Source organism: Paenarthrobacter sp. NPDC091711 (assembly GCF_044756605.1).
Classification (GTDB): domain Bacteria; phylum Actinomycetota; class Actinomycetes; order Actinomycetales; family Micrococcaceae; genus Arthrobacter.
Genome location: NZ_JBIVTF010000019.1, coordinates 64,674 through 72,213 on the forward strand (window position 1 = coordinate 64,674; position 7,540 = coordinate 72,213).

Annotated in this window: 7 protein-coding genes; all 7 read right to left on the reverse strand. The window is 63.0% G+C overall.

Features of this window, described 5'->3' with window-relative positions; genetic code table 11:
• Nucleotides 1-2: 2 nt before the first annotated feature.
• The 7 genes from ACIQH5_RS20390 to ACIQH5_RS20420 all read right to left on the reverse strand — a co-directional run bounded on the left by ACIQH5_RS20390 (nucleotide 3) and on the right by ACIQH5_RS20420 (nucleotide 7,356).
• Nucleotides 3-1,352: an MFS transporter gene (locus ACIQH5_RS20390; RefSeq protein ID WP_400407058.1), complete on the reverse strand. Its 1,350-nt coding sequence runs from the start codon at nucleotides 1,350-1,352 to the stop codon at nucleotides 3-5.
• A 147-nt stretch (nucleotides 1,353-1,499) separates the two neighbouring features.
• On the reverse strand, nucleotides 1,500-2,264 hold the full coding sequence (locus ACIQH5_RS20395) for an SDR family NAD(P)-dependent oxidoreductase (RefSeq protein WP_024819908.1): 765 nt from the start codon (nucleotides 2,262-2,264) through the stop codon (nucleotides 1,500-1,502).
• 20 nt (nucleotides 2,265-2,284) lie between these two features.
• Nucleotides 2,285-3,274, reverse strand: a complete 990-nt coding sequence (locus ACIQH5_RS20400) for a 3-hydroxyacyl-CoA dehydrogenase family protein (RefSeq protein WP_400407061.1) — start codon at nucleotides 3,272-3,274, stop codon at nucleotides 2,285-2,287.
• Nucleotides 3,275-3,276: 2 nt separating this feature from the next.
• Nucleotides 3,277-3,759: a ribose-5-phosphate isomerase gene (locus ACIQH5_RS20405; protein ID WP_400407063.1), complete on the reverse strand. Its 483-nt coding sequence runs from the start codon at nucleotides 3,757-3,759 to the stop codon at nucleotides 3,277-3,279.
• Nucleotides 3,756-5,510, reverse strand: coding sequence for a dihydroxyacetone kinase subunit DhaL (gene dhaL, locus ACIQH5_RS20410; RefSeq protein ID WP_400407066.1), 1,755 nt, complete (start codon nucleotides 5,508-5,510; stop codon nucleotides 3,756-3,758). The genes ACIQH5_RS20405 and dhaL overlap by 4 nt, the downstream gene beginning before the upstream one ends.
• 4 nt (nucleotides 5,511-5,514) lie before the next feature.
• A complete protein-coding gene (locus ACIQH5_RS20415; RefSeq protein WP_400407069.1) occupies nucleotides 5,515-6,516 on the reverse strand; it encodes a sugar phosphate isomerase/epimerase family protein in 1,002 nt (333 codons plus the stop codon).
• Nucleotides 6,517-6,657: 141 nt separating this feature from the next.
• Nucleotides 6,658-7,356, reverse strand: a complete 699-nt coding sequence (locus ACIQH5_RS20420) for a GntR family transcriptional regulator (protein ID WP_400407072.1) — start codon at nucleotides 7,354-7,356, stop codon at nucleotides 6,658-6,660.
• Between the last annotated feature and the right edge of the window lie 184 nt (nucleotides 7,357-7,540).

The window sequence follows — 7,540 nt, forward strand, 5'->3', positions numbered from 1 at the left end:
GTCTACTTCTCCAACAGTTCGTCGGCCTTGTTGCTGAAGCGCTTTGTACCGAACATCAACAGCGCCGCGACGAATGGCAGGACACCCAGCGCGTAGACGCCCATGGTGCCGGTGTCCGAGGCAGTGACCTGGTTGACCGTGGTGCGCAGGATCGGGGCAACGAACCCACCAAGGTTTCCCAAGGAGTTGATCAGCCCGATGCCGGCAGCCGCGGCAGTTCCGGTGAGGAACGCCGTCGGATATGACCAGCAAATGGGGCCGGTGGAGAGGAAGCTGCACACCGCGAGGGTAATGAAGATGATGCCCAGGGCGGGCATCTGGTTGGCACCGGCCCAGGCGGAACCGAAGATGCACAGGCCCGTGGAAATGAACAGCGCCGTGCCCCAGCGGCGACGACGCGCCACCGTGTTCGCGGCCTTGCCGATGAAGTAGCAGGCGAAGATGCCGAAGAACCACGGGATGGCTGCCAGAAGTCCGACGGCGATGCCCACCTTTTGGCCGGTCAGCTGCGCCACCTGCTGCGGAAGGTAGAACGTGACACCGTAGACCGCTACTTGCAGGCAGAAGTAGATGACCGTGAAGTACCAGACGCGGCCGTTACGCATGGACGCCAGGACACCACGTGGTCCGGTTTCTTCCTTGACCGTGTCTTCGAGCGCCATGACGTCAGAGAGCGCCCGCTTCTCCTCCTTGGTGAGGAACTTGGCATCCTGGGGGCTGTTGATGAGGAAGAAGTAGGCGGCAATACCAGCCAGGACGGCGAGCATGCCTTCAACGAAGAACATGACCTGCCAGCCTGCGACACCCGGAATCTGGTCGCCGATGTTGATGAGCCAGCCGGACAGGGGCGCACCCATCATCTGGGAGAACGGCTGGGCCAGGTAGAAGATGGCGAACATCTTCACGCGGACCTTGTTGGGGAACCACGCCGCCAGGAACATGATGACGCCGGGGAACAGGCCCGCTTCGGTCACACCCAGCAGGAACCGCAGGATGATGAAGGACGTCTCGCCCTGCACGAACGCGAAGCACGCCGAGACGATGCCCCAGGTAATGGCGATGCGGGCGAGCCATACCTTGGCGCCGAATTTTGTCAGCAGCAAGTTGCTGGGGATTTCGAACAGCGCATAGCCGATGAAGAAGATACCGGCGCCCAAGGCGTAGGCTCCGGCGGTGATTCCCTTGTCCACTTCCAGCGCAGCTTCGGCGAAGCCAACGTTGGTGCGGTCCAGGAAGGCCACCACGTACAGGATGACGAGCATTGGCATGAGCCGCCGCGACGCTTTGGAAATTGCCGATTTGAGGACCGGCGTATCCAGCAACTCCTTCGTGGAATTGGTGGCAACAGACATTGAAACTCCTCTTTGAGTGACAGGAAATGACTAATGCGGCGCGATCAGCGCGGGAAGAAGATGAGCACCATGCCCACTGCGCAGGCGAGGACGCCCACGGCGAGGTAGATCTTGCGTTCTCTTGTCCAGGTCTTCATGGAGAGGCGCCTAGTGCATGTACAGTCCGCCATCCACATTCAGCGTCTGGCCGGAGATGTATCCGGAGTCCTCGCTGATGAGGAAGGCGATGGCGGCCGCAATGTCCCGGGTGGAGCCCACACGGTTCACCACAAGGTCCTTGGTCAGTTCGTCCTTGCGTTCCTGGCTCAGCGTTCCGCCCATGATGTCGGTGTCGATGGGACCGGGAGAGATGGCGTTGACGGTGATGTCGTACTCACCCAGCTCGCGGGCAGTCGCGCGGGTCAGGCCGATGACGCCGGCCTTGGCCACGGAATAGGGAGTTTTGGAGAACGTGCCACCGCCGCGCTGCGCGGAAACGGAGGAGATGTTCACGATGCGGCCGATCCGGTTCTTGACCATGGACTCGGCCACACGCCGGGTGGCGTAGTGGACACCGTTGAGGTTGATGTTCAGGACCCGGTCCCACTCAGCCGGTTCCAGTTCCAGGTAGCCGACCGGCGAGCTGACTCCGGCAACGTTGGCCAGTGCGACGATCTGCGGGAGTTCATTCTCGAGTTCGTCGATTGCGGCACGAACCTCGGCTTCGCTGGCCACGTTGGCGCCAACGCCGTGGGCCTGTACGCCGTATTCCGCGGCGATTTCCTTGGCTGCGATCTTGCAGGCGGCGTCATCAAGATCGATGATGCCGATATTCCAGCCTTGGGCGGCAAGGTAGTTGACGGTGGCCCGGCCGATGCCTCGTTCAGACACGGCGCCGGTGACGATTGCGGTGCGTTCTGCGGGGAAAGTCATGTGGTGTCTCCTGTAAAGAGTTAGTTGATGGGGGCCGGGCCGAGCTCTTCAATGAGCTTCTGCATGGCGACGTAGGCCTTGTTGCGGTAGGCGATGAGTTCCGGGGTGCGCTCGGCGGGAACGTTGAGGAAACCGGCGCCGGTCTTGGTGCCGAGCTTGCCCGCCTCCACCAGGTCCGAGAGGATCTTCGGCGTCGCGAATCGTTCCGGGAAGCCCGTTTGCAGCGACTTGTAGCAGAAGTTGTAAACGTCCAAACCGGCCATATCCGCGATGGCGAACGGACCAAAGAAGGGCAAGCGGAAGCCGAACGTTGTACGCACCAGGGTGTCGACGTCGTCCGCTGTTGCGATGCCCTGCTCCACCAGCTGCGCTGCCTCGTGGAACAGCGCGTACTGCAGGCGGTTCAGCACGAAGCCGGTGACGTCCTTGACCACGGCGGTCTGTTTGCCGGCCGCGTGCACCAACTCGCGCGACGCTGCCACAGTTGCGGCAGAGGTTTCAGCGTGAGGGATGATCTCGACGCCGGGAATGAACGGCGACGGGTTGGAAAAATGCACACCCAGGAAGCGTTCCGGATGGGTGACGGCTTCAGCGAGGGACGCGATGGAAATGGTGGACGTGTTGGAACCGATCACGGCATCCGGGCGGGCTGCTGCGCTGATCCGCGCCAAGGACTGGTGCTTGATTTCCAGCACCTCGGGAACGCACTCCTCGATGAAGTCCGCATCCGACACTGCTTCCTCGATGTCCTTGGCAGCCCACAGGTTCTGCTTAAGGATCTCGGTGGACCCCTCAGGGAAAAGCCCATCCGCGATGAACTGATCCGACTCCACCAGCAGGCGGTCGTAGTTCTTCTGCGCCACCTCGGCAGAAACGTCGGCAAGCGCAACACGCGCACCGCCGAGCGCCAGGACCTGGGCGATGCCGCCACCCATGTACCCCGAGCCAACGACGGCGATCTTCCGGGCTGCGTTGTTCGCGTTGCCTTCGGTTGTTTCAGATGTGGTCATGATCAGACTGCCTTCGTGTAGTCGGGCTCGTACGAGCAGATGGCGTCCACCTTGGCGGCGGAGGATGAGGTTTGATCGAAGCGGTGGTCGAGCCACTCCCCTACGAGCTTTTTGGCCAGTTCCAAGCCAATCACCCGCTGGCCCAGGGTCAGTACTTGGGCATTGTTGCTGAGCACGGACCTTTCAACCGAGTAACTGTCGTGGGCTGTGACGGCGCGGATTCCTGGGACCTTGTTGGCCGCAATGGCCACTCCGAGTCCAGTGCCGCAGATCAACAAGGCCCGGTCTGCTTCATCTTCAGCAACTTTGCGGGCGGCGTCCACGGCGACGTGCGGGTAGGCGGTGGAATCGTTGAAGCCAACTCCGACGTCCGTCACGGACGCAACGCGAGGGTCCGCTTCAAGCAAATCTTTCAAGGCGTTCTTGTATTCAACACCGGCTTCATCATTGCCGACGACGATGCGCCAGCCTGGGTTGTTGCTCATGCTCGTGCTCCGTTTCCGGCCGCTGCCGCTGACGATGCGGTGGCCAGTTGTGAATCGATAAATTGCGAAATCCTGGCGGCGATCAAGCCAAAGGACACGGCGCCGGGATCAGGGTGGCCGATGCTCTTTTCCGCGAGGGGACGTGCCCGGCCCTTGAGCGGCCGGAGTTCAGCTGTCTTCGCGGCAGCGGACTCTGCTGCCGCAGCGGCAACTGCCAAGGCCCGGTCAACGGGAGCCCCGCCGTCGAGCTCTGTGAGGAAGGCGTGCCGGAACGGCAGGAGCGCGTCCACCATGGTTTTGTCCCCGGGATCGGCTTTGCCAAGCTCGGTGATGGCGCGGACGAAGGCGTCCACGGCTGCGGCCGCGTCCTCCGAGGTGTAGCTAGCGCGGTTGCCCAGCGACAGCCCGGCCGCGATAACTGCGGAACCCCACAGTGCGCCCGAGGTCCCACCGGCCCGCTCGCTCCACGCTTCCCCGGCTGCTGTCAGGATGCGTGCAGCAGAAGAACCGGCGGCAGCCTCGCTTGCTGCGGCTGCCGCATCAACGCCTCTCCGCATGCCGATGCCGTGGTCACCGTCGCCGGCGATCGCGTCCAGCTTGCCGAGTTCCTCTTCATGCTCGACGACGACGTCCCGCACCTGGGCGAGGATGGCCACAGCCTGCCGCCCGAGTTCAGCGGCTGCCGGGGTGGGGTGTTCGACGTCGGCGGCTTCGGCGTCGTCTGCTGTTGCCTCGGCCCGGGCCGCGCGGGGCGACATGCTGCCTTTGCGGAACGCCGGAGTGTCGGCCGGCGCAGCCCAATACTGCTCGAGTTCCTCGTCCAACCACAGCAGGGTCAGGGATAGTCCCGACATGTCCAGGCTGGTCACCAGCTCGCCGCACTCAGGTTCAACAACAGTGAGCCCGGCAGCGGTGAGCAGCTTCTCGATCTTGCCGAAGAGCAGGAACAGTTCGTCGTACTTCACCGTGCCAAGGCCGTTGACGATTGCCACCACGCGGTGGCCGGCGTCCTCCGGCTTGTCATTGAGCAGCTTGGTGACCAGGAGCTCCGCAAGCTCGGAGGCGGTGGGCATGGGGTGCTCGGAGATGCCGGGCTCCCCGTGGATCCCGAGCCCGAGCGACATCTGCCCGGCCGGCACGTGGAACAGTGGGTCCTTGGCGCCCGGGAGCGTGCAACCGTCAAAGGCCACGCCCAGCGAGCGCGTCCGGTAGTTGGTCTTGATGGCCAGGCGCTCGACGTCGTCAAGGTTCAGTCCCGCCTCTGCGGCGGCTCCGGCAATCTTGAAAACTGTCAGGTCACCCGCGATGCCCCGACGCTTCTCGAGTTGCTCGATCGGCGCACTGGCGATGTCATCTGTGACGGTAACCGTGCGGGTTTCGATGCCCTCGGCGTTGAGCCGCAGCTGTGCTTGGCCGAAGTGGAGGACGTCGCCGGCGTAGTTGCCGTAGCTGAGCAGGACTCCCCCGCCGGCGTTGGCTGCCTTCGCTACGCGGTACACCTGGCCCGCCGCCGGGGAAGCGAACATGTTGCCGCAGGCGGAGCCGGTTGCCAGGCCTGGGCCAACAAGCCCTGCGAAGGCCGGGTAGTGTCCTGAGCCGCCGCCCACCACCAAGGCAACTTGTCCGGCAGGGACTTCGGTGGAGCGGACCACTCCACCGTCAACGCGGGCAACGTAGCCGCGGTTGGCCGCGACGAAACCGTCCAACGCGTCGTCGGCAAAGTCTGCCGGGTTGTCGAAAATCTGTGTCATTTTCCTAGACTCCTGCGAGCTGGGTTGCCGGTACCTGGCGTCCCTGGGCTACCTGGCTCGTGCCGAGTTGGTAGCCGTCAGTCTTCGGCAGGACGTGCCGGCGGAGGTAGTCCTGGTTGCTTGCCGTGACGCTGAGGCCATCCCCGCCGTAGTGCTCGGTGCAAAGGATGCCCTGGAAGCCCACCGACAAGGCGAACTTGAAGGCCTCGCGGTAGTTGATGAGCCCGCTTTCCATCGGGGCCGGCATGGCGATGTAGCTGTCGCGGGCCACGTCCTCGTCCCGGATGTAGTTCTTCATGTGCCAGTAGTTGGAGTAAGGGAGAGTCTTGGCCACCATGTCGCGCCAGTCCTCAATGGGCCGGTGCAGCCGGATCAGATTTCCGAGGTCCGGGTTCAGGCCAACGTTGTCCAAGCCGATGTCCTGGACCAGCTGGACGGAGGAGTCGGCGGTGCCCAGGTAGGTGTCCTCGTACATTTCCAGGGAGAGGAGGATGCCAGCCTCAGCCGCGTGCTTGCCGAGCTCACGGATCCTGGAGACTGCGTTGCCCCACACTTCCTTGTCACCCACGGGATCCTTATAGCCCTCCACGGTCCAGAACCACAGCTGTTTCTGCTGCTCCGGGGTGATGGCCTGGTGCAGCCCGAAGGACACTACTTCACATCCAAGCTCGGCCGCGGCGTCGATGGTCCGGTGGCTGTAGGCGAGGTTATCGGCCCAGTCCGTGGCGTGAATGACACTGCGACGGATTGCGGAGATGACCGGGACGCCGATCCCCACTTCCTCAGCGGTCTGCTTGAACTCGGCGAGGCGTTCCTTGCTGAGATCGCCCGGACGAACCCAACTGTCGGTGAGGTCCGCGTTCGCGAAACCCGCGTCCTTCACTTCCTGGAGGACCGACGCCCAAACGGAAGCATCGGCGTCGTTGATGTGTTGCCCCGCAGCGTCGGTGCCGGGGAACTGCAGGAGGGCCGCGGTGATGGGCCAATTCTCGGCGGTGTACGCCATGATGATCACTCCTTCGTGGAATCCTGTTTCCTATAGGATTTACGAACGAGGCAATACTGTCAAGGCTTTTTCGAAACTTCCTAGATCCTATATGTCTTACATTTGGGTGCGAAGGGTGTGCAGTCCGGCGGAATGACGGGTCTAGTCCTCCGGCGCGTCCGCCATGGCGCGCCCGCGCACCTTTTCCACGTGGTCCACCATCATGGCCGCGGCCCTCTCCGGATCTCCGCTGGTCATGGCATTCAGCACCGCCTCGTGCTCCGCGATCGCCTGCTCCGCGTCGGTAATGCCCACTCCCCCAAAGAGTCGGAAGCGTTGAATCTGGCCACCCAGAGTGTTGTAGGCCGCGAGCAGGAATTGGTTATTGGCCTGCGCGGCAATGAGCTGATGAAACCGCTCATCCGCCTCGAGGTAGCTGCGATACTCCGCAAAAGACCCGCCCCTGGGAGCAGTCTTCAGGTCCTCCACCGCTTGTTTCAACGCGTCCAAGCCGTCGGGCGTCATCCGGGTACAGGCCAATCGAGCATTGACAGGCTCGATGGAAAGCCGCGCTTCCATGAGCTCAGCGAAGTCTTCCCGGGTGAAAACCGGGGCCACCCGGTAGCCCTTCAGCGCCACGCGGCGCACCATTCCCGTGTGCTCCAAACGGGCCAGCGCCTCCCGGACCGGAGTTGGTGAAACGTCCAGTTCGCGCGCCATCCCGTCAATGCTCACTGCGGCTCCGGGCTCCAGCCGACCATCCATGAGCCACTCAAGGAGGGCTTCGTAAACGTGGTCGGCCAGCACTTGGCGGCTGACAGGAAAGCCAGCGCGGGCAGCGGACGGGGAAGGATCAGCCATGGCTCAAATCCTATAGGAACGCCCTCGCCGGGCGAGGCAACGGTCCTGTCACATTCCCCAACTAGCTCGCATTAGTGGTTGTTATCAGGGGGCGGTTTCTAGCGGTTATCGCAACAGGAAGGTTCTGATCATCTCATTGGGGGTGCAGAAGTCGAATCGTTGGCGGGGTCTGTCGTTGAGTTCG

Excerpts from the sequence above, each read along its gene's own strand:
- dhaL (WP_400407066.1), bottom strand. The coding sequence starts at position 5,510 with ATGACACAGATTTTCGACAACCCGGCAGACTTTGCCGACGACGCGTTG.
- ACIQH5_RS20400 (WP_400407061.1), bottom strand. The coding sequence starts at position 3,274 with ATGACCACATCTGAAACAACCGAAGGCAACGCGAACAACGCAGCCCGG.
- ACIQH5_RS20395 (WP_024819908.1), bottom strand. The coding sequence starts at position 2,264 with ATGACTTTCCCCGCAGAACGCACCGCAATCGTCACCGGCGCCGTGTCT.
- ACIQH5_RS20390 (WP_400407058.1), bottom strand. The coding sequence starts at position 1,352 with ATGTCTGTTGCCACCAATTCCACGAAGGAGTTGCTGGATACGCCGGTC.
- ACIQH5_RS20420 (WP_400407072.1), bottom strand. The coding sequence starts at position 7,356 with ATGGCTGATCCTTCCCCGTCCGCTGCCCGCGCTGGCTTTCCTGTCAGC.
- ACIQH5_RS20405 (WP_400407063.1), bottom strand. The coding sequence starts at position 3,759 with ATGAGCAACAACCCAGGCTGGCGCATCGTCGTCGGCAATGATGAAGCC.
- ACIQH5_RS20415 (WP_400407069.1), bottom strand. The coding sequence starts at position 6,516 with ATGGCGTACACCGCCGAGAATTGGCCCATCACCGCGGCCCTCCTGCAG.